The 23,201-nt window shown below is 34.3% G+C and carries 16 protein-coding genes; 3 read left to right on the top strand and 13 right to left on the bottom strand.

Features of this window, described 5'->3' with window-relative positions; all coding sequences use genetic code 11:
• Positions 1-56: 56 nt before the first annotated feature.
• The gene (locus tag QLQ94_RS19460) at positions 57-335 is read right to left on the bottom strand and encodes a hypothetical protein (protein WP_271336890.1); all 279 of its coding nucleotides are present in this window, start codon (positions 333-335) and stop codon (positions 57-59) included.
• Positions 336-414: 79 nt separating this feature from the next.
• Positions 415-1,950, bottom strand: a complete 1,536-nt coding sequence (locus QLQ94_RS19465; RefSeq protein ID WP_482498278.1) for a DoxX family protein — start codon at positions 1,948-1,950, stop codon at positions 415-417.
• 483 nt (positions 1,951-2,433) lie between these two features.
• Here QLQ94_RS19465 and QLQ94_RS19470 point away from each other — a divergent pair, with 483 nt between their 5' ends.
• The 3 genes from QLQ94_RS19470 to QLQ94_RS19480 all read left to right on the top strand — a co-directional run bounded on the left by QLQ94_RS19470 (position 2,434) and on the right by QLQ94_RS19480 (position 6,813).
• On the top strand, positions 2,434-4,506 hold the full coding sequence (locus QLQ94_RS19470; protein WP_482498280.1) for an McrB family protein: 2,073 nt from the start codon (positions 2,434-2,436) through the stop codon (positions 4,504-4,506).
• The gene (locus QLQ94_RS19475; RefSeq protein WP_271336893.1) at positions 4,496-5,779 is read left to right on the top strand and encodes a 5-methylcytosine restriction system specificity protein McrC; all 1,284 of its coding nucleotides are present in this window, start codon (positions 4,496-4,498) and stop codon (positions 5,777-5,779) included. Before QLQ94_RS19470 ends, QLQ94_RS19475 begins: the two co-directional genes overlap by 11 nt.
• Before the next feature lie 362 nt (positions 5,780-6,141).
• Positions 6,142-6,813: a YceI family protein gene (locus QLQ94_RS19480; RefSeq protein WP_482498282.1), complete on the top strand. Its 672-nt coding sequence runs from the start codon at positions 6,142-6,144 to the stop codon at positions 6,811-6,813.
• Between the two features lie 281 nt (positions 6,814-7,094).
• On the opposite strand, the gene QLQ94_RS19485 is transcribed toward QLQ94_RS19480, so the two are convergent.
• From QLQ94_RS19485 to QLQ94_RS19535, 11 genes are all read right to left on the bottom strand, one after another.
• Positions 7,095-7,253, bottom strand: a complete 159-nt coding sequence (locus QLQ94_RS19485) for a hypothetical protein (protein ID WP_271336895.1) — start codon at positions 7,251-7,253, stop codon at positions 7,095-7,097.
• Between the two features lie 52 nt (positions 7,254-7,305).
• The gene (gene tnpB / locus QLQ94_RS19490; protein WP_271336896.1) at positions 7,306-7,641 is read right to left on the bottom strand and encodes an IS66 family insertion sequence element accessory protein TnpB; all 336 of its coding nucleotides are present in this window, start codon (positions 7,639-7,641) and stop codon (positions 7,306-7,308) included.
• Positions 7,641-7,922 (bottom strand): IS66 family insertion sequence element accessory protein TnpA, encoded by a 282-nt coding sequence (gene tnpA / locus QLQ94_RS19495; RefSeq protein WP_271336897.1) that lies wholly within the window; start codon positions 7,920-7,922, stop codon positions 7,641-7,643. The genes tnpB and tnpA overlap by 1 nt, the downstream gene beginning before the upstream one ends.
• Before the next feature lie 177 nt (positions 7,923-8,099).
• Positions 8,100-8,447, bottom strand: coding sequence for a hypothetical protein (locus QLQ94_RS19500; protein ID WP_482498284.1), 348 nt, complete (start codon positions 8,445-8,447; stop codon positions 8,100-8,102).
• Between the two features lie 47 nt (positions 8,448-8,494).
• A complete protein-coding gene (locus QLQ94_RS19505) occupies positions 8,495-9,028 on the bottom strand; it encodes an STM3941 family protein (protein WP_271336899.1) in 534 nt (177 codons plus the stop codon).
• A 33-nt stretch (positions 9,029-9,061) separates the two neighbouring features.
• Entirely contained in the window at positions 9,062-12,559 is a 3,498-nt protein-coding gene (locus QLQ94_RS19510) for a DUF6443 domain-containing protein (protein ID WP_482498286.1), read from the bottom strand.
• A 147-nt stretch (positions 12,560-12,706) separates the two neighbouring features.
• Positions 12,707-18,553, bottom strand: coding sequence for a DUF5977 domain-containing protein (locus tag QLQ94_RS19515; protein WP_482498288.1), 5,847 nt, complete (start codon positions 18,551-18,553; stop codon positions 12,707-12,709).
• A 1-nt stretch (position 18,554) separates the two neighbouring features.
• Positions 18,555-20,222 (bottom strand): T9SS type A sorting domain-containing protein, encoded by a 1,668-nt coding sequence (locus tag QLQ94_RS19520; RefSeq protein ID WP_271336902.1) that lies wholly within the window; start codon positions 20,220-20,222, stop codon positions 18,555-18,557.
• Between the two features lie 1,242 nt (positions 20,223-21,464).
• Positions 21,465-21,695 carry a hypothetical protein gene (locus tag QLQ94_RS19525; protein ID WP_482498290.1) on the bottom strand — a complete coding sequence of 77 codons (231 nt, stop codon included), beginning with the start codon at positions 21,693-21,695 and terminating at the stop codon, positions 21,465-21,467.
• A 530-nt stretch (positions 21,696-22,225) separates the two neighbouring features.
• Positions 22,226-22,840 (bottom strand): ATPase, encoded by a 615-nt coding sequence (locus QLQ94_RS19530; RefSeq protein WP_482498292.1) that lies wholly within the window; start codon positions 22,838-22,840, stop codon positions 22,226-22,228.
• 42 nt (positions 22,841-22,882) lie between these two features.
• Positions 22,883-23,176 carry a hypothetical protein gene (locus QLQ94_RS19535; protein WP_482498294.1) on the bottom strand — a complete coding sequence of 98 codons (294 nt, stop codon included), beginning with the start codon at positions 23,174-23,176 and terminating at the stop codon, positions 22,883-22,885.
• Positions 23,177-23,201: the final 25 nt, after the last annotated feature.

Consider the following 23,201-nt stretch of genomic DNA (forward strand, 5'->3'; position numbering starts at 1 on the left):
TAAATAACAAAGCAGTCCCTTAGGAACTGCTTTGCAACTTTCAGTTATTCGAAAGTTTAATTACTAGGACGATAAAGAGTCTCATCACAATTGTTGTTCACTTTACCCTTAGCTTGTTCCCCTGAAGGATAACTTATTCGGCAAAGTTGGCTATTAAAATTGGTACTGCAAGATACTCGCTGATTACACGGCTTATTATTTTGGTCAGTTACATAACCGTCTTTAGGCGCCGCATTGCTGGATTTCTGCATCGAAGTGGTTAGAAATGCTCCAGCTGTCCCAATAAATAACACAAATGTAAAGGGCATCATTTTTTTAAAAAATATAGTTTTCATAATAATAAATTTAAATTAAACTTGATCTACTCTTTTCTACAGGTTTTCAATCTTTTTCCTGATACCGGCCGGTATATTTTTATGCACCATTCATTTTCTCTAATGCAATTTTCATTTCATCTCTCAATAAATCTCCAAGATCGTAAATCATCAGATCACCACCAGCAATTACATAAAAGTGTGTATCTGTAACAAAAAGATCTTGAACCTTTAAATCCGGGTTATGATAAATAACAAAGCTCATTACATAACTATTTTTTTTTAGATTGTAAACATCAATCACAGAACATCGGCTCCAATGTTTAAGATCATCATACCTGCCTGGAACTTTAGAATTCACAAAAAGAAGGTTGTTTTTGGTAGTAGTCAGCGTATTGACTTTTAAAGGAGGCGCTCCCATTTGTCTCTCTGTATTGTTTTTCAGATAAGCGACCTTTATCTTTGCGTGTCTTATAGTATCTATAGTATGCCCTGTTATTTTCAGACTACCATTTCTATCGGCTGCAATAAACTCATTACGATAAAAATAATTATACACAAAGAGTTTCATTTCTTCATTATAAATAAGCATACCATCACTATCAAAAATACCATCAATCTGTCTCTTAAGAAGATGCGGGGCAAATCGCACATGTGGTAGATTCCCTGCGTAAAAAATTCCAAGTACTGTAGTTTTGTTTTTACCTGTATTATTGCGAAAGGCTATTGTAGCGCTATCCATTGGCTGAGCTACGGTAAAGGTTGGCATACCTTTTAATTCAGTATTGATTTCCCTTTTTTGTAAATTACCTCTAAAAATACAAGGCACGGTTCCATCTAATAAATAAATATTATTATCTCTGATTAAAATTCTAATAGATCGAAATGAAAGTTCTCTATGATCGAAATGAAGTTTTAGTGTCTTTTTACTTCCTGTTTCGTCGATCGATAGCAGATGCAGAGGATCTGTATAGTTTCCCAGATAAATAGTTCGGTTACTATTACCTGCGAAATAATAGGAATTAAACTTCACATCAATAGTGCCTTGTAATATGACAGCACTTTTCGGATAGCGTCTTATAAATGGATTATTATGGTGAATAATCTGCTCTGAGAACAAATACACAATGATCATAAATAATATGCTTATTAATATTAAAAAGAAAACAAGTCCAAGATATAATTGCATCTTTATTTTCCTAACTCCTTGTTGGTAAATCTGATTTTGCAGTACTAATGCAATAATAGACAGAAGTACAAAAAAAAGATTAAAGATTAAATGTGACTCCCATGTCATTTTCTCTAAAATTCCTCCACAGGAACAGGGTACAAAAGAGCTAAAATGAAGTATAATAAAAATATAGGCTGTAAACATACTCATCAAGCTCAGTGCGGCAAACAGAGCAATAGTTCTTGTTCTACTATAAAGAATCAGTGCAGCGATAAGAAGTTCAATACCAATAACAGCCCAGGAGATCCAAGCTGCAAAAGCACTTAAGATAGGAGACTGAGAAAGCTGTACCTGAAATCTTTCAAAATCCATAATCTTGCTCACCGAAGCATAAACAAATAGCAAGGCGTAGAGTAAACAAATACATCCTATTACAATCCTTTTTATACGACCTGATAGTTTCATGACCTAAAATTTTAAATTATTGTCTGCCAGTGATAAATTTTATTACCAGAAGAATAATTAACAAATTTAGAAGTGTTTTTTATTATAATTGTTACCCAAAACAAGCCAAAAGTTTTAAAAAACGTGCCAATTTCAATTCGCATTATACCTTAAATAAGAGAGACTTAATAGAATAATCTACAGTAATATCTACATTTTCCCTCGAAAATCCTTGTAGTTTTAATTTGCTTTTACGGATTACCACATTTTTATTGATAAAATATTAGATACTTTAGCCATTCAACAAAAATCAAAATAAATACAAGCGCTACAATATATCATCATTCAGCAATAGGTAAAAAAATAGGAAAAAAACTCTGGGATGCTCCTAATAAATAATGAGCAAACTCAAAGCTTAAAATAAAGATCCTTTGGATTAATTCTATGCCAATTTGATGAACGCAATGATTGAGGTGGAATAATTAAAAAAATAAAAGTGTGAAAATGAAAATATTCTTTGGTAAAATATCTGATAAATACGATTTAAAACAAATAGAAGATGGTTACTACCAGGCTCCTAAAAATAGTACATGGTTTAATGGCATTAACGTTGGGGATTATGCATTTGTCATTGGAGGTAATCGCATTCAATTATGGAAGACCCTTCAATGGGGGCAAATGGTTGATAGCGAAAATGCTAGACTCGATTTCGAAATTATTAGTCGTGATACAGGCCTAAAAACAAAAGACTTAATTGCTTTTAAATTTTTTAAGTTAACAATCGATTTAATTGTAAAATCGACAAGGTCAACGGGAGGGGAAAGGAAAGCTTTTTTTGAATTGGAGGTAGAACCATTATTTTCAGAAACAGATTTACTAGATTCTCAAACATTTACAAATCCGCAGAACTTTAGAAATATAAAGACTTTTCTACCTGGAGAAACCATAAATCTTGATTCATATGATATTCAAATGCAATTTGATAACGGACTTCTCAAACTACATCCAATAAAAAACTGTGGAGAGAACATTATAAGTCGTTTTAAAGACAATACTGCATTTATTGGAAAAGGACAATCTCAAAAAGATAAGACACTTTCTATTTTAAAAGCAACTAATAATATTGCAAAACCTTTAAATATAACCATTAAAGATCTTTACGATTCTTGTATGTGCAAATACGTAGTTGAAAACCAAGACACAAAGTATTGGGTAGTAAATGGGTATGAGCAAGAAAAAATAAGCTATGATTTAGAAAATGATAGTTTTGTAATGTATTTTCAATATAGTGTTCAAAGACAAGGAACAGTAACACAAACACTTAATACAGCTAAAAAAATAAAGCCTGGTGATAAAGTGCTTCTTTATAACAATAACAGTTTTTTTGGGCATTCAACCTTTATTGAAACTGAAATGCAAAGCACTATAGAGACCACTCTGGGGGATGTAATTAATAAAAAAATAAAAAATGATGATGGCGAAATTGTAACTTTTACAGATGCAAAATGTATTTATGAGGACTTGACAATGGACAATGGTTTTGAAGGTGAATGGGGTCAAAGACTAAATTTACAACCTTGGGAGGATGTAAATGAGCAGGGAATAAATATTCCTGGTATCTTGGAACATGTAGGCTCGTCTTCAATTATTCAAAATACCATTATTGAATTGAAGGACAAAACATTTTTTGATTTAGTAAAAAACATCCTCTCAGGAGAATTTCAAAATAGTAAAGAATATAACAAGATGAATGCAATTATAGATCTTATTAAATATAAAAAACAAGTTATTCTTCAAGGTCCTCCAGGAACTGGAAAAACATATTCAGCAAAAAAACTGACTTTTAAACTTTTAGGAGGTGATATTCCAGAACGATATAAACTTATTCAATTCCATCCTTCCTATACATACGAAGATTTTGTTAGAGGTATTGTTTCTGAGATAAATAAAGATGGGGAAGTCTTCTACAAAGCTAAAAACAAAATTATCGCAGAATTTGCTAAAATAGCCGCAGGATCAAAAGAAAATTATGTTTTAATTATAGATGAAATCAATAGGGCGAATCTTCCCTCTGTTTTAGGAGAGTTAATTTACGCTTTAGAGTATCGTAATGAACCTGTGCAGAGTATGTATGATATTGATGGTGATAACTCCATAACGATACCGGATAATTTATTTATAATAGGAACAATGAACACAGCAGATAGAAGTGTCGGTCATATCGATTATGCAATAAAAAGACGTTTTGCATTTGTGGATGTTTTTCCAAACGCAGAAGTTATCAATTCAGAAAAAGGTAAAGAATTATTTAATTGTGTAGCGAATCTTTTTGTTCAAGTAAAAAACGGTTTAAATGTCAATTCGGTTTTTCTAGCTTCAGATTTTGATCATAAAGAAGTACAACTTGGACATAGTTATTTCATTTTGAAACAAGCAACACCGCAAGAACAAAAAGTAGAACTCGAAATGCGATTAAAGTATGAAATAATTCCAATCTTGAATGAATATGTAAAAGATGGATTGCTACTTGAAACAGCAAAAGATGAAATTGAAAAAATAGCTGGTTTTGAGTGTTAATTTACTAACCTATAAAGAGCATGACCAGAAATCATTCGTAGATGATAAACTTGTGCTAACTAAAGATTTTTTTGAGCCTCTTTTCATTAAAAGTCATAGAGGTAGAGATGCTAGTATACCATGTTTTTCTATTCAAAAATCTCAAACAGAGCTTAATTCCTATAATGTTAAAATAGGATATTTCATCGGTGTTGATTGGATTGAAACAAATCAACTAGCATTGCATGTAGGTCCAAAAGTAAATAAGTCAAACAAAGAAGTGGATTTTATTAAAATGCTTTTTTCTTCTCTTCGTCATACCGATGTAGCAAAGGAAATAAACGAACTATTTGAGGTAAAATGGGATCTACCTACTATTGAAATTCAACAAAAACAAGATTTGCTAACACCTTTTTTGATTGCAGAATTTTTAAGCTTAATCAAAACTATTGTTCGAAAAGGGTTAAAGAAGTCCTACTATAATGTAGAGCAAAATCTTCAAAGTAAAGTAAAAGGAAAAATTCTTGTGGGAAAATCGATTAAACTCAATCTGCAACAAAACAAAAAGCTTTACACGTATTGCAGCTATGATGAATTTGGTTTAAACAACAAAGAAAATCGTCTGTTGAAAAAAGCATTAACTTTCGTGAAAAGATATTTACCTAATTATTCAAATTTCACGAACAATAAAGATCTACAGGACATATTTAATTATATAAACCCAGCTTTTCACGAGGTTTCAGGTCAAATTGATTTAAAGGAAATTAAGCATACTAAAACAAATGCATTTTATCAAGAATATGAACCTGCAATTCGATTAGCGAAACTAATTTTAAAAAGATTTGGCTATAATATTTCTAATACAGAAAAGACTACAATTAAAACGCCCCCTTTTTGGATTGATATGAGTAAATTATTTGAATTGTATGCCCTGGGCTTATTGAAAGACCGATTTCATCATCAAGTACAATTTCAATATAAACACTTTGGAAATGAGCTCGATTTTTTATTGAATTCTCTTGAGTATAAAATGGTAATAGATGCTAAGTATAAAATGGTCTATATAGATGGTAGTAACGATGAAGATATTCGTCAAGTTAGTGGCTATGCACGCTTACAAAAAGTTTATAAAGATTTAGGTAAAGTTGCTGGTGAACTTATAGATTGTTTGATCATGTATCCCGATCAAGAGAATGGTTTAGAAAATTTAAAGAATGTTGAGTTAAAAGCCAATGCAATCGAGCGGTACTTTGGAGTTTATAAGTTAGGTTTAAAATTACCTCATATCAAATAATTTATGAACTACTAGTATCTAGAATGCGCTTACTATTGTATACTGTTGCATAAAATTTATTAAGTTGGAAATAAAGGCTTCGTTTTATAGACGAAGCCTCTTAAATATAGCACATTAATGCTAAGTAGGTTTCTACTATCCTCTCCTGGCTCCTACTACTTCTTTACAGATGTCATTATTTTATAAACAAAAAAATATTTTACATTTCTTGACTCATAAGTCATCGAAATTTGAATACGATTGTAGTTTTTTCCTTAAATTATCACTAAATTCCCCATTATTGTAAAGCTGTGTTTTTAATTACTAAACAGAGAATTAAAATAAGACGTATTTCATTAACAATTTTTTTAAAACGTAAAGGAATGAAAAAAATTAGTGTATTAACATTGGTCGCTGTTACTTTATTTACAACAGCATGTAAAAAATCATCAAGCGAAACAGTAACAGGCGAAGAAAAGCAGGTTGCCGAGAAAAAAGGAGAAGTATTAGCAGTAGACTTAGCAACATCTAAAGTAGACTGGAAAGCATTCCATAAAGGAGGTTTTGCGCCTCGCTGGGGAACACTTGCCATTAAATCAGGTGAAATTTCTCTGGAAGGCAATGAGCTTACTGCAGGTGATTTTGTAATAGATATGACGTCTATTAAAGTAGATCCTGCATCTGTAACTGAAAAAGACAAAAAGTATACAGAATTAGAAGCTCACTTAAAAAGCGCTGACTTTTTTGATGTTGAAAAAAATCCAACTGCTGACTTTAAAATTACTAGCGTTACTAATTTAGCCTCTCCTGTAAAAGATGCTGTAGAAGGTGCCAATAAAACGGTAAGTGGTAATCTTACCCTTAAAGGTAAAGCTGTTAATGTTACCTTCCCGGCAAAGGTTACTATAGTGGACGCTACTGTAACATTACAGGCTAAATTTACTGTTAATCGCACGGACTGGGATATTAAATTCGGAGCATCCCAAGCTGATCCCGCAGAATGGATGATCAGTAAAGATATCGAAATTGGTATCAATGTAACGGCAGGAAAATAAAAAAGTAAACCGTTAATTATTATTAAAAAAAAAGACAGCCTACTATTTATTCAGGCTGTCTTTTCTATTTTACTCTAATAACCTTTTCGTGTCATAATTCTAGAGATAGCCAATGGCTCTTTCTATCATTTATATTGCAACCACTATCTCTTCATATCTCTTCACTCTGCACTTTATAAGAAGCGCTATATTGAGTTGCTTGGAGATTAAAATTTTCTGAAATTGAACCATTTAAAACATAAAACTCTGCGCTATTGTTTTGCTTATCATAATTAAAGAGTCTATAGATGTAATAGAGATTGCTCAATAAACTTCTCTTTTTTATCAAGAACCTTTTCTTTCTTGGAGATTGTTATCTCTTGTTTGGAAATAGTTCTGGATTGCTCTTTAATAAGCTCCAAAAGTTCTTGTTTTGATAAGTTTTCTAGGTCTATTTCCATGCCGTAAATATAAGGAAAACCCCAGTATTTACAAAGGATTTACAAGTCATATCTACAAAGAAAATCGCTTTTTTTGACTGCTTTTTATAATGTCAATTCCCTCTATCATTAATACTAAATCACTCCAACTAATTCGAAGATCATTATTATTAACCATGGCAAAAGTTCCTTCTTCTAAGCGCTTGTGATAAAGCACAAAACCACCTGCTTCCCAATGAAGGAGTTTGATCTGATTCTTTTTGCGATTAACAAAAATAAAAACTTCTCCACTATGAGCTACCCGTCCTAGTTCATTAGTCACAATACCACACAAGCCATCAAAACTTTTCCTCATATCGCAAATTTGAGGATACAGCAAGAAAGTATGGGAACTGCTCAGGCTAAACATTAATACAGGTTTACTAAGGAGAAGATTTCTTTAAGATCGGTGTTCTGAACTTTTAGTATGACGCCATTTGGATAGACTATTTCATACTGACTCTTCATATCAATACTTGGATTGGCAAGCTCAATAAATCCACCAGCTAAATCGTCTTGCTGTTTACTTATTTTAATCCAATAGCTAAAAGTACCCAATTTGATTCCGGCTTTATCACAAAATGTCTGTTGACTAATACCGCTTTGTTTCCAAGCTTCCACTTGAGATAACATATATTCTTTTTTGTCCATCTTAATATTCTTTCGGACAAAACTACTATCTTACATTAGCTTATGAAATATGTGTTTGCTCGGGCGGATACGCTAAATCATCCCAATAACAAATCCAGCATTAAGCCCATTACTCACATCTATCTTTGTATATGTGATTAAAGATTTATTCTGCAAAACCATAATTTTCGTTCGTTTTTAATATCCATTTAATCTTAGAATAATTTTTTCTAAACATTTGTCTTTATCTTTATGAAAATTGGTTAAGTCAACGAAAATTGTATTTGAAAATGGCAGTTTACCTATTTCACTTCCGAGTTTATTACAATTATCATCGAGAAATTTAACATATATAGGATTGGTTGATTTTAATACCAAGATTGGAGCATTAAAATATCTTTGAGAGTTTTCAATTGCATCTTCAACTTTCGTATTTTCTTTGTATATACTTGATGTAATGCGATAAATATTTGTGATTATCTTTCCTAATTCTGTAAGTTCATTTTTTTTTGATTGTGGGCATAGATTACAAATCTGCGCTATCATTGTAAACATATCCGAGCCGTCTGGTTGTTTAATAATTGAATGCTGTACTAGTTTTTAATTTGTTTACTCTGATTATAGCCCTCTAAGATTAATCGCTCTAATTCGTCGAAAGAACAATCTAAATCCCCAGAAGTAATTATATAAGGTGTACCCATAGACTTTTCATTCATTTTAAAGAAAAGTGAGCTAATACCTTTTTCATTATTTGGAGTTTCTTTTAAAAATATTGCTATGTAATTGTTATAGTTGTATTTAATTGTTTCTATCTTACTGATTTCTTCCCATTTGATAAGCTTCTTGGTATATAAGAAAAAACCATTAAATATACCTTGTTCGTCAATTCTTAAGAAGACATCTTTTCGGAAAATACTTTTTAAGAGTAAAAATATTACCAAAGCACAAGTTATTATACCAACTATAGAAAATATAATTACGGTATTTTTTGTTGGAAGTAAAAAATAGGTGTGTTCGGAAGGATAGCATAAAAAATTCACCAATCCACATAAGACAAAAATCATCAATAGCATTATTGCAATTCTTTTGAAATAATTTTTATTTTTCTCTATTATTATTGTTTTCATTTCTCTATTATTATTGTTGTTTTCATTTGTATGTTATTCATAAGCTTTTTCAACTAAATTTCCTGCTCTTTCACTCGCATAATATCCTGCAACTCCTCCAACAATGGCTCCTGCAATTGTTCCAACAATTGGTATTGGAATAAAACTTCCAACTGCAGCTCCTGTCGCAGCTCCTGCAGCCCAACCAACCGCAATACCAGCCCCAACTTTTGCTGTGGCTACTGCTGTATTCTCACCGTTAGTATATCCTGTGTTTTGGTAGTTTTGGTAATCTCCAGCTACTCCTTGTCCAACTTCTATAGTTCCAAGAATAACGGTGGTTGCAATAGAACCTTTCTTTATTAATTTACTTACATTAAACGTCTTGATATTTGCAACACTTCCTCCAGTCCAATTAGACTTATAATATTTAAAACTAAAGTTTCGTAGGTTATAACTACCATTGTTAGTCAACCTAAATGAACCACCTTTATTACTAGTTAATGCTAAAATATCAGCACCATCTCCAATTCTATCATTAATGGAGTTTGCATCATCTACTGTGCTACTTTTTTTAGATTTTCCTTGTACAACAACTTCCTCAAGTTCTGTAATTTCACTAGCAATTTTTGTTTCTGGGTCATAAAGATATGTATTATTGGGGTCATCAATTAGCGGTTTAAATGCAGGTGTATTTGGACAGGTTGGACAAATTGCTAGACCTTCTTTATCGTTTTCAAACAGACCAGATGGGTCAGACCAATAAACAGGATTGTTAAAACCAAACCTGTAAGGATTATGCATAGGGGCTAACTCGGTTAATGGGTCAATTACATTAAACCTGCCAATAGCGGGGTCGTATTGTCGCCAGTCCATCGCTGTAACATTCAGCCCCAGTTCGTCTTGGAGTTCTTTCCCATTGTATTTATACTTATTAGCAATTGGTAAATAATCATTATATCCTTTATGTTTTAAACCAAATGGATAATAATTATTCTCTTCGATAATTTCAAGAACTTGGCTTTGCGGGTTTTTAGCATAACTAACACGAACGTTTCCTAAATGATCTTTGTACTGAAACACATATGATAAGGCTCCGTTCTCATTTTTAACATACCCTTCAGCCGTTGGAAAAAACTCTAAAACATTATCCTTGTACTGAAAACCACCCAGATAATTTGTACTGTTTACAACACTATTATCCGTTACAATTTTCTCGAGTTTCTGCCCTACTGCATTGTAAATATACTCAATCGAACCAGTTGTTCCAAAAATAATTTTCTTAGGCAAATTAAGATGGTTGTACTCTATTTTAGTAATGTTTTTGTTTTTATCACTAATCATATTACCATTAGCATCATAAGCATAATCATCGCCTGTTTTATTGGCGTCTATAAAACCAGCATTATCATTTCCGGTAAGGCCTTCTGTAACGTTTACCAATTGATTAGAATTCTCATCTAGATAACCATAAGTCAAATCATCAATCTTAAAGACAATAGAAGGCGCATCACTATCGCCATATCTTTGTAGATATTTAATATTACCATTCTTATCATAGCTTAAGCTTTCATTGTAAGCGCCCGATACAGGAATAGCATCGTTAGGTTTTCGATAAATGGCGTTCTTTAGTCGGTTAAGGTTGTCATAGTTGTATCCGTAGGAGCGCAATGCATAATCTGATGCGGTTTTCCAGAATGTTTCTGCTATGTTTCCATTGTAGAGAGCATCCACAGCTGAGTTACCGGATTGGTTGTTGTAATTAATTTTAAAGGCAAATAAGTCTACCGGATCTGAGTCGTGCTGTAAATTATCCGTATCGTTGATACCGGTAAGCCAACCCCTTATGTTATAGCTAAAATCTACTTTTTGTCTCGCATTTCCGCCACTGTCCCCTACATTTTTACTCTCCAGTTGTCCTAATTGATCATAGCTGTTTGACGTCAAGAGTTGTACAATTCCTGCATTAATCTGATGGGTATGGGTTAGTAAACGATCTTGCGGTGAATAGGTAAATTCTTCTTTTATAGTAAGCTCGTTATCGCCTGAAGTTCTTTTGTGTTTGGTGATTGTATAAAGCGCTTTTCCTGTAAAATCTAGTTTACTGTCTGTACTGGTATACCCATCAAAATGATTTTGTATTCTTGTACGGATAGGCCTTCCTTTATCATCATAAACTGTAGTTGTTGTTTCTCCTAATTGCGCCGAAGCTATCGTAACTACTCTTGTCCAGTTTCCTGTAGCCAGGCCTTTTGCGTTGGCTAAAACAGGCTGATCTTCGATAGTTGTAGGTATTGATGGCGCATTAGGATAATCATAATTATCGTAATAATTAACCGTAAGAAGTCTAAAATTGATAGGGGTAATACTATTACTGTAATTTGCAGGGATTTCATCTATAGTGGCAGAAGTTTGTTTAGTCTCGAACAAAACAGTTGCTGTATTTTGAGCATCCTGCAATGATTTTCGTATTACTGAATTCGATGATTGATTGTACCAACCCGTATAAACCGGACGACTAAAAGCATCATATTTGGTTATGAGCCAACCTTCTGCTGTTTCGTCTCTAAAAGGCGAAAACGAAGGGCCTGTGGCTACAGGGCGATCTAGTTTATCATAAACGATAAACTCCCATTGTTTTCCAGGTAATTTTTTCTCGACCAAACGGTTGCGATTGTCATATTTATATTGATAACACAAACCGTTTAAAACATCATTACTGATCGTTCCGCTTACTTTTGGAGGAAGTACATAAGTAAGGTTGCCGTAAATATCATACACATAATACGTATCGTGTTTGTCACCTGAATCATAGGTTCTTTTAAGAACTACTTGTCCTTCTTTATTTTTAAATTCTACTGTAGAGCCTGCAGATTCACTTAGGCTTGCACCTGAATTTTCATCATAAGTTACGTTTTTGTACAGCTCATTCTCTGCATAAGTTCCAGCGTCTGAAAAACTAATTTCATACAAACCCTGACCCGCTAGCCAGGTTGTATTTGCTTTATATAATTTTACTGCATCCGATGATTTATTGGTTTGATAATCGAGTTTTATTTCATGACCACTGCCCATCATCCAGGAAGTTCCCGGAGCCGCTTGTTTTAAAACCCTGTTTAAAGGCGAGGCTTCGAGTTTCTTTTCAGAAAAAGGATTTGCCGTATTTTCATATTTCTCTGTACTGTAAAAACCTTGTGCGGCAGATATCGCAGCAGTGGGATCGATCTTTGGATAGCTGTTACCGCCATTGGAAGAGGCATAAGGTAAATATTCTTTTATCTGTCTTCCAAAAGCATCGTATTCTATTGGAGTGATGATATCTTCCCCATTTGCTCCCTGCCCAATAGCAATGCTTTGTATCGGGCGTCCCAATCCGTCAAAATAAGTCACATTTTGGCTCATCTCGTCTTTGGTCAAGGTATTAAAATTCCCTGCCTGCACCGGCTTTTTAGGCGCAGCGGTATACACGAAATTGTCATCACTGAAAGTCTGGGCCGTTACACCCGAACTTGCCAATAGCAACAGAATAAATATAGGTATGTATTTTTTCATACAAATACATTTTATGTTTTTAGAATTCATAATGATTAAAATTCTTTATAGTTTTTTATTGCAGACTAAATATTGATACAACATTGACTTCGTTTGCATCTATGCAACTCTCAATTAGCAGTTACAAATAACAAGCCCGCAACTTTATTATTTTTCTTCTATTTCTCCCTGGTTACATACTCCATTTTTATCTGCATAAGGCTGTCCCAGTCGATCAATTTCGTCTTCAGCTTTTTGATTGGCATCTGCCTGAGAGATTAACGAGCTATATGTTTTTGGAGAAACCTTATACAGTACAGAGGTTCCGTTTGTTCCCCGAGGGCAATACGTCCTTCTTATCGATCTATAAATAAGCACATTATAAAACAAACACTCACCACTAGCATTGGCATTGGCTTGTCCTTCTGCATTGAGTTTAGCCAAAGCTTCACTGTTAACATGGGCCTGAGAAGTTTTTAAAACTACCGCTCCCTCTGCTAAAGCATATCCAACAAAAGAACCAACCGCCCCGCCAACACAGGTGTTTTTCTGAAATGAACCACTTACAGCGGTACTTCTAAAGGTACAATCTGCATTAGCGTTAGCATATGCCTGCCCATAAATATTGATCACTAATTCAGCAGAAGCATCAGCTGCCGCTTGAGAAATATCAGAAGCATATGCTCCGGCAGCAACAGTATACCAAACGCTATCGGGTATTCCTCCAATACTACAGTTGTTTCTGCTAATTAATCTGCTTTGAACACTGTTTCTAAACGTACATACTCCATTTGCATTGGCATAAGCTTGTCCATCTGCGTTGAATTTATTACTTCCTAAGACATTTGCTTCTGCTTGTGAATTATGAGAATACGCAACTCCAAAACCTTGATTGTAATAAACATTAGAACCAGTACCACCAGCATCACAATTATTCTTAATAAAAAGATCAATCATTGCAGGACTGTAGAACGTACAATATCCTGCTACATTTGCATAAGCCTGACCATTTGCATTAAATAGGTTTAGAGCTTGGGCATCTGCATCTGCCTGAGAACTATTTGAAGAAGCAGCTCCTTCAACCTGGCTAAAAGCTACATCTGAGCCATAACCTCCGGCATCACAATTACTCTTAGTAAATGAACCGCTTAAAGTCGCACTTTTAAAAGTACAATATCCATAAGCATTAGCATTAGCCTGACCTTCAATTTGATATTTATTCCAAGCCTGAGCATCAACATCTCCTTGTGATGTTTTTAGAGAAACTGCTCCCATAGCCAGACTATAATCTACAGGAGAACCTACTCCTCCCACTGGGCAATCATTTTTTTGGAAAGGACCACTTAATGCAGCGCTCATAAAAGTGCAATCACCATAAGTATTGGCATAAGCTTGTCCGTCTGTATAAAACTTAGCGCTTCCTAACGCATTTGCTTCTGTTTGTGAATTATGAGAATACGCAATACCAAAATCCTGACTGTAATAAACATTTGAACCCGCACCTCCTATACTACAATTATCCTTAGTAAAATAACCATTCATTGCCGGACTGTAAAACGTACAATATCCTGTAGCATTTGCATTGGCCTGGCCATTAGCATTAAAAATATTTAGAGCCTGCGCATCTGCATCTGCCTGAGAACTATTTGAAGAAGCAGTTCCTGCAACCAGGCCAAAAGGTACACTCGAGCCATAACCTGCGGTATCACAATTGTTTTTAGTAAATGATCCACTTAATGCCGTACTATAAAAAGTACATATCGAATTATCATTGGCAAATGCCTGCCCATTGTTGTCGATTTGCACTATTGCCTGAGCATCAGCGGCAGCCTGTGAAACATCAGAGCTATATATTCCTGCAGCAACTGTATACCAAACACTTGAAGGGCTACCTCCGGGCTCACAGTTGTTTCTGGCAATTAATCTACTTTGCGCCGTATTTAAAAAACTACATTTTGCATTGGCATCACTATTGGCAAATGCCTGTGCGTTGTTATCAATTTGCGTCACTGCCTGAGCATCAGCCGCTGCCTGAGAAACATCAGAGCTATACGTACCCGCAGCAACTGTATACCAAACACTTGCAGGTGAACCTCCCGGCTCACAGTTGTTTCGGGCAATTAATCTACTTTGCGCAGCATTTAAAAAAGTACATTTTGCGTTGGCATCACTATTGGCAAATGCCTGTCCGTTGTTATCAATTTGCGTAACTGCCTGAGCATCAGCCGCTACCTGAGAAACATCAGAACTGTAGGTTCCTGCGGCAACTGTATACCAGACACTTGCAGGTAAACCTCCCGGCTCACAGTTGTTTCGGGCAATTAGTCTACTTTGCGCAGTATTTAAAAAAGTACATTTTGCATTGGCATCACTATTGGCAAATGCCTGTGCGTTGTTATCTATTTCTGTTTGAGCCTGAGCATCAGCCGCAGCCTGAGAAATATCCGAGCTGTAAATTCCTGCAGCAACTGTATACCAAACACTCGAAGGGCTACCTCCCGCTTCACAGTTGTTTCGGGAAATTAATCTGCTTTGAGCAGTATTTAAAAAAGTACATTTTACCAAAGGATTTGTATCGGCATAAATTTGCCCGTCAGTATTGAATTTATCTGTTGCTTTTGCATCGGCATCTATCTGAGAAATAGTAGAAGAAGAAACTCCTTCTACCTGATTATAAACTACAGTTGCCCCTGCTCCACCTGGAGCGCAATTGGTCTTGGTAAAAGAACCGCTTCTGGCAGCACTTCTATACAAGACAATACTTGTAGACTCATTATCATTGCAATCTATTTGCTGTCCTTTATAATTGTAACAATATTTTTGAAGTACATTTAAATCTTTATCTTTAACAAATTTTAATCTGCCATAAGAATTATACTCATAATAAGAAGCAGTACCTTTAGGATCTGTTACACTAGTTACCCCTACAAGGGGATTATAAGTGTAGGTCGAAATAAAAGCATCCGGCAAAGAAGTGCGAAGTGCATTTAAACCATTTCGCAATAACTGCTCAGTACAACTCCCGGACATACAATTATCAGTATCAGCGTTCGAGAGTGTCTGCAAATTGTTAATTGTTCCTGCAGGAATTGAGCCATAAGCAAGATTCTCTATCTTGGCAATAGGTTGTGTTTTATTGTATCCCCAAATAATAGAAACCGGAATACCAGCCTCTAAAGTATATTGCAAGATATTCCCTTTCTCATCATACTTGTCAAAAGTGAGTTTTTTGTCAGTACTATTGTTTATACCCTCGATTCCTTTATTGGCGTAAATAAATCCCGGTAATAATAAATTACTGGTTTTGTCGCTTTTATCATAAACTGTTTTTTGTTCTGATAATTTTGCTCCTTGTTTTAGGGTTTGCGTATCAAGAACTTTTCCTATCATATTTTGAGCTACTAGTTCATTTCTGAATGGTTCAGATGCCATTTCAGGATCAGAAGCATAAAAATACTTTGTCTCTATATTCTCTCCTGTAGAACTCGTCGTGGTTTGCGAACTTAGTTTTTGATGAAGCGCATTATTATACTTATAAGTTGTTTGGGTTACTATAGGATTTAAGCCTTCTAAATCGTATTGGGTATTTTTTTCTGATTCTAGATAAAACCAGTACGAATTAGTTGTGTATTTACTAATATTCAAATGTTCAATATTTTTATAATCAGGACTAGTAAAAAAAAGTATTGGATTATATTTATAGTCAGTTGCTATACCTGGCACTTTCCTGGTATATTGATCTTCTAATTTATAATTGTATTCTACTATATTTAAATTAGTTAATCTTTTATCAAAAACTATTTTTTTTCTCAACAACCCATTATTCCAGCTTGAATTGATCCAGGGAAAATAAGCAAGATCGCTATTAAGACATAAATAAGGTTGCATGTCTGCAGATACATCATAAAAAAATTCTTCACCTCCATTCTTAAAACTAGTCCCACCATGACTCACAGTTACATTTTCATAAGTTGTAGAATTGTTACCCATTGACTTGTATAATGGATATACGCTATTAGCATTTACATTTAAAATGAGCGCTATACTCATTATCGTTGTAAATTGTACGTGCGGATCATCACAAATTTTCCTAAGTTCAGTATGTGTCAATAATTTTATCTTAACTCCCTCTGTACCGCTCGATACATCTGGTGTTTCTTTTTTACCATAATAGTAATGTTTTACATCTGCTGTATTGAGCCTGGTATCAAAAGATGTAATTTCTTTAATCCTTAATCCTGCGACCGGTATATTAGCTTTAGACACAATGCCGCCACCTAAACAATAAGTAAAATGTACCTTTCCTGTAGTTTTAGGCTCCGGAGAAAATACAAGAGAAACTCTATAGGTATTATTTTTTAAAAACTTATAGGAACGTGTAACCGGTATATTGTGCTGATAAGCATAAAAATTTAGACTATTCTGCATTGGATCTGTCAAATTTTCAATTGTAACAGTCATAATTAATTCTCCCTCTGGAAATACACCCGGCACTAAATCATAATCATCATAAGAAACTTTTGCTTGTACTTCCGTTTCATATTCTGATTTATTCTCAAATACAAATGTCTCTGTCTGCTCCTTTCTGCTATTTCCTTTATTGTAAAACCAACGATTTACTGTTTTAAGTTCCAATGGGCCTGTTACATCTGTCCATATTGTATTTGCCTCGTATTGAAATTCGTTATAGCCTTTTGTAGGGTATACTATTTTTTTCAGAATCCCTTTTTTTGCATAATCAACATAAGGGCGTTTATCTCCCGTCGATCTGCCCATAAGTGCATCTTTAACAATATTATTTTGTGGATAAAGATCTTTGTGGATAACAGGATCCGGATAAGTCCCGGGCTTTCCGTTATAGTATCCCCATAAATCTCTCTGATCTGATAATCTTGCTACTAAGTCATCAGGGGCTTCATATTCAAAACTATATTTTTTTGAGGTATCTTTAAAAATACATTCACTCAAAAAAATTCTTTTATTAGTTGTAAAAAGATAATTAAAATCAGCCTTTTCAATTATATTCTGTCCTGCATCAAACACTTTAATTCCACTAAGTAAATAATTCCCCATCGTATTAGGATTGTCTCTCTGTTGAAAAGTAACACTTCCAAACTGAGCCTCATTACTACTAATACTCTCTATGATTTTCCCCATAATAATTAAATGATTCTCCATCCGATTTGATGGAGCCGTCATCGATGATGGATCACATTTTAGTTCTTGTTGCACCTTTATTCCAAATGACTCACTAATAGTTGAAACAAAACTATAATTGGTGCCTTTATAGGTAAAATTAACAACATCTCCTTCTGGGTGAATGATCTTAGTGAGATACCAGCCTGTAACAACGGTCTGAGGCGCTTCAACATTCTCCCAGGTACTGTACTCAATATCATAAAATTGATATTCGACCCCGTCCTCTGTCGTTATTTTAAATCCGGATTTAATATTACTGGCAAGTTTCTCAATTTTTAAATTGTTTTGAGGTACCAATACTGCTTTACCATTGTCATCAAAAACAAATTGCCCTGAATGCCCCTGAAAATTATAAGAGTACAAATCGGGCTGCATATCTTTAAACTGATTTTTCTCTATGTATACAATAAAAGTATCTGAAAAACAATCGTCTGTAGAGATAGGAACATTTCTTTTTTCATCTGGCTGTCCCCTGACAATCCTGTTAATAATACCTCCTGTATTCAGGTTCCATCCGAGCCCTACATTGGTTTCCATCTGATCGACCTGTATGCCGTTTGAATTATAATTTAAGGCAATAGGAATTGCTATATTTTTTGTCTTATAGGTATACACAGGAACACTTATATTGGGAGTACCGGTAAAAGTACCAACATCTGCCTGACCGTATCTCCCCAGCTCATACGCCGTAGGAGAAGGCGGTATAATTTTAGGTTCATTATTATTATTACTTTGTCCATAAATTCCAAATGAGAATAGGAGGAAAAGTAAAAAACTTACTATTTTAAAATTATGCATGCTTTTATTTTCTAACATTTTACTTTACTTGTTTGATCACTTTTACAGATTCTGTCTTTACATCAGTTTTGATCTTAATGATGTAAATACCTTCTGAATATCTGCTTAGGTTTACAGGCACTGTTCTGGAGTCTATTGCAAATTCCTGTAAAACACGTCCTGTAATATCAACCACAGTGGCTGTTCCGTATTTAAAATCATACCCTATAATCACATTGGTATACGTTGTTGCAGGATTTGGAATCGCCTCGATACTAGATTTCACTTTCTCTACTTTTTGTTTGTCTTTTAGTTTTACCACCCAAAAATCATTACCTCCAATACTTCCGTTTTTATCTTTTGAAGCGCTTGAATTAGAAGTTCCCGCCATGAGGTATCCACCATCACGGGTCTCTACTAACTTTCTAAGGATATCTTCTCCGGCGCTCCCTACTGTTTTGCTCCAGATTTCTTCGCCCTTCTCATCTATTTTCAAGGCGATATAATCGTTTATTCCGTCTTTTTCTTTGTTTACCACATTCATTGCTTTTCCAACAATACCTTCTCTGGGACGTTTATTATCTCCTTGCGCGTATCCGCCTATAAGATACGTCTGGTCTCTGTTTTCTACCAAAGAGGTCAGAATATCTACTTTTCCAAAATCATAGGTTTTACTCCATAAGACTCCTCCGTCCTGATCCAGTTTCAGGATCCAGTAATCAGTTCCGTTGCTAACGATACCGCCCATGGCTGTAAGCGCATTTTTACTGTTAGAATTTCCTCCCACAATATAGCCGCCATCGAGAGTCTGATGAATGACATAAGGCTGATCGTCTCCCTCTGCTCCATAGGTGTTTTGCCACTGTATTTCGCCCGTATCATTTATTTTAATGATCCAGAAATCTCCAACTCCTTTATTGTTTGCTGTTTTATCTCCTGAAATTGGAGAATTAGAATATCCGGCTAAAACATATCCGTTATCTGTAGTTTGTTCCATACCTCTAAGCACATCAGCATATTGCCCACCGTATGTTTTTTGCCATTCGATATCACCTTGCTTGTCTAATTTGACAATCCAATAATCCATGTTACCTCTGCTTTTTTCAGATTTATTAAATAAATCAGCTTTAGTTGTAGTGAGAGATTTTCCGTCTGGTTTGGTGTTGGAGATAACCGGAGGACCGGAGCTTGAAGAACCGCCTAATATATAACCTCCGTCTTTGGTTTGAAAAGCGCATAGCAATTCATCCTGACCAGAACCTCCTATGGTTCGTTGCCATTGTTCGCCACCTGTTGCGTCCAATTTTATGACCCAATAATCGGTGATTCCTTTACAATCCTCTTTTTTTTGAAAACCAGCCATTGAACTCGATGTTCCTGCCAGAATAAAACCACCGTCTCTGGTATTCTTAACACTTTGAAGTAAATCAAAACCGCTTCCACCAAAACTTTTCTGCCAGTCAAGATCTCCTTTTTCATCCATTTTCCAGATCCAGTAATCTAAATCTCCCTGATTGTCATCTGTTTTATTTCCGGTTTTGTTAGACAGGGAACTTCCTGCCAAAATAAAACCATAATCGGCTGTTGGCTGAGCGTCAAAAAGATAATCGGCATGGGTTCCTCCATATGATTTTTCCCAAAGAATGTCTTGAGAGTAAGTAAAAAAAGGAAAAATAAAAGGAAATAATACAAAGTAAAGTTTTTTCATAAGCACACTAAATTTGGAGAATTCAATAGTGCTCGCTAAACTAAACTATTAATGAATTGTATCTTTACGGTTTTCCACATTTTTGTATTTATATTAATAAAAAAGAGTATTTTAACGTAATCTTTTAATTACATTAAAGAAGTACTGTAGCTTGTTTCAAACCGGATGATAAAAAGGAATTCTAAAATTCATTGAAGCAATTCCTTTAAACCCAGCCTACTGAAAAACGCAAGATAAATCAATGAAATTCTAGTGTTTTAAAGTAGCTGCAGCCTTGACAAACATTCGCATTTTGCTTAATTTTTCCCCATGAGTCATGAAGAAATAAAACGATACTTTGGAAGCACACCTCCACCCGAGGCAGTACAATGGAAACCTTGATCCAAAATTAGTGATTCAAAGCTTTTTTTTAACAGCTGCTACATGGCATTCACAATTGGTCCCCTTGAAATGTGTCCGGCCTGGTGGCAAAACTGAATTCTATTTTAACATTTTGGCACATTAAAAATTGATATAAAACCAAAAGCTACTATTTAAGAAAAGCTACAAAAAAATGGACAATGCTAATCCATAATTGGGGATTAATACTCAATCAGTTCTTAACTATAGTAAAAAAAGGGTTCAACTTTAATTAAAAAGCCAATCCCGTTATTTTAACCTTACACACTTTTTAAGACAGTGTCGGTTTAAAAAAGTTAAGGGTGTAAAAATATAGGAGTGGTCGGAAGAAATTCTGGCCACTCCTAAGCAATTGCCCATCCTTTAAAACTTTCTAATATTTACAAATGATCTTAGTCTACATTAAGTCCTACTATTCCCAATCATTCCATTCTGAATCTTTATTTTCTCGCCACAAACCCTTACCAACAGCCAAATTAACAGTTAGCTGCAGTGTATCATCAATTCCTAAATATTGTACCTAATGGTACTATTCTTATATCTTCTTCTTTAAATTCTGGAGCTGGACCTGAAAACACTTCCCATACATGTTCTTCCCATCTCATAAGTTCCACTATTGTTTTACCTTTTAGAGAATCAATATCGGTTATAACATAAGATTTTTTAGGACCTGAATATTCCAATCCATGTCAATCCATTTCCAAATAGGATCATTTGCAATCATTTTTATTAACATTATAATAATCATAAACACCTAGCATTAATTTCATATCAATATTTATTTCTGATTTGTTCAATATTGACATTTTGCAAAAACACCTAATCTGAAACACTACCCATTACCTATTTTATCACTAACTTTGATACATTAACAAATGTTCCAATATCAATAGTTGACTTATCATTTGCTTGATGTAACAAAAAATGAAGAGTATCTATTTTAGTATTTTGGGGGTACCTTATCATATACACTCCATTGCCAGAACCTAAATTACCAAAATGTTTTTCTCCTATTTTCCATTCTAAAAAGTATTCACTATTCTTAAACTCTTTGCTTGTTTTTTTTAATTTCAAGACAATTTGATTATTTGAAGATAATGCAACTTTTCTTTTTTCTCCTTTTATAACTTTATAATGCCAAACTTTTTCAATCCATACAGAATCAATAATATCTAAATCTCCTGTTTGTAATTTATTTGCTGTAGAGAGATAAAACCCATTTTCTTTTGAATTTGAAATTGTTGAAGATGCTTGAGGTGTCTCGTCTTGGAGTTCCTTGTCGTTGTACTTATACTTATAGGGTTCTGTAAACCTTTTTTATATAAAACAACCCCTTGCAAAAAATCTCCATATAAAGAACGTCCAGTTACATTTTCCTATAATACGAAATTAGATTTAGTTCGGTTATTTTCCTAATAAAAACATAGCCAATTTATCTCACAAAAAAAGCCCTCATTCCTGAGGGCTTTCGATTGTTATTGAAATAATATTTTATAAAGAACTAGCTTTAATTCTTACGATTTTACCGTCCTTCATTACAACTAAATCGCTGTTAGTTTTCTTTTTAGACTCAATCAATTTTTCATAAACTTTATCCATTGCGTCTATAATCTTCTTCTGAGTCGGTGTTGTTGTGTGTTCTCCCATGATTCCTTATTTTTGAGTTTATCGAACTTGATTTTATGTATAACTTCAATATCGTTACCTAATGTTTTTTGCGCAATCAATTCAGCCTTGCCAACTGTATTATCAAAAATCAATGCCTCATTAACTATCGGCAAATATATATCAAATAAATTTGTAATTCCATTTTTATAGCGTCGTTTAATAACATCGGTTTCAATATTATGCCCGCCATCCTGAACCCGAAGCTTAACCCTCTCAATAGCCAGGTCAACATTATTTAACCAGAAAAACAAAAGTACAACTTTATAATCTTTTTCCTGAGCTGTAATAACTTTCTGTTTATAGCTTTTCGTTGCTAAAGTTGTTTCAAAGGCAAACACTTCGTTATTCGCTAATAATTCATTTATTCTGTGAAGCATTATTCTTCCCGCTTCAAAAGCCACCTTTTCCGGTTGAAACGGCGAAAGTCCTTTGGCTATTTCATCAGCATTTACAAACTCCTTACAATTTAGTATCTCGGGAAGTATTGTAAAAGAAGCAGTTGTTTTACCTGCTCCATTGCAACCTGCGATTATATAAAGATTTTTACTCATTAGTACAAAGATAAGAAATTTCAAATTTAATAAATACTATTTTTAGATACTTGGAAAGTAACAATTGATCATTTCACGTTGGTGTGAACTGTTCACTTTAATATATTTTTCCGTAGTTCCCGGCCATTTATGTCCTGCCTGTTCCAGAGCCTTTTCCAAAGAAATATTATTCTCATTGAGCCAGTTGCAGATCACGCTCATTCTGATGGTCTGCGGATTGAGTTTTCGATCTGGAAATAAAGCCCTGAGCGGATCAATCATCCCATGAATACCGCCTACGGTAATAGGTTTGCCAAGCTTGGTAATAATTAGTTTCTCTGTTTTACATCGAAGCATTTGGGATCGGGTTTCCTGCAGGTAA

Source organism: Flavobacterium sp. B114r (assembly GCF_056824125.1).